This is a genomic window from Pseudoalteromonas fuliginea, assembly GCF_000690055.1.
GTDB lineage: Bacteria > Pseudomonadota > Gammaproteobacteria > Enterobacterales > Alteromonadaceae > Pseudoalteromonas > Pseudoalteromonas fuliginea.
Genome location: NZ_JJNZ01000115.1, coordinates 1 through 527 on the forward strand (window position 1 = coordinate 1; position 527 = coordinate 527).

General features: G+C 34.5%; 1 protein-coding gene. It reads right to left on the minus strand.

What is annotated here, in order from left to right:
* Window positions 1–12 precede the first annotated feature (12 nt).
* On the minus strand, window positions 13–527 hold a 515-nt coding region (locus tag DC53_RS00600), incomplete at its 5' end, for an IS4 family transposase (RefSeq protein WP_033032274.1).

Sequence of the window (527 nt, forward strand, 5' to 3'; positions counted from 1 at the left end):
ATAAGTACAGCCTTAAAAATTTGGCTCTACCCCATACTGAAATACTCCTGTTTTTCGATCGCGTTTGGGGTGCGCCCTAGCTGCATTTTTCCTCAGAAAGTCAAATGCTCCATTAACTGCATTTAACAATCCTTTCCTATGCTTCCTAATAATCGCTGTTAATATGCCAATCCACCAAACACCCGTTGTTTTTGCTACTGTCATTGTAGACATTTCAGTTTTGAATATCTTTTCAATACAGCCAGTTAAAAACCTTTTAAGCGTGGTTACTATTAAACTTACATAAATTAGCGCCTCTTGTAAGGTTGCGTTTGATGTTTGAAAGCCGCGTAAATTATTATAAGACTTACACTCCTTAAAAAGTAATTCAACCTGCCAGCGTAACCTATATAATTTGCCTATTTCAGTCGCTGTAAATTCATCAATAGATAAATTAGTGACTAAAAATGTATATTGTTTTTCTTTTTTTGACCAATACCCAACGACTCTTGTTAGCTTGTTTTTTATGCTAACATTCATATCAATAA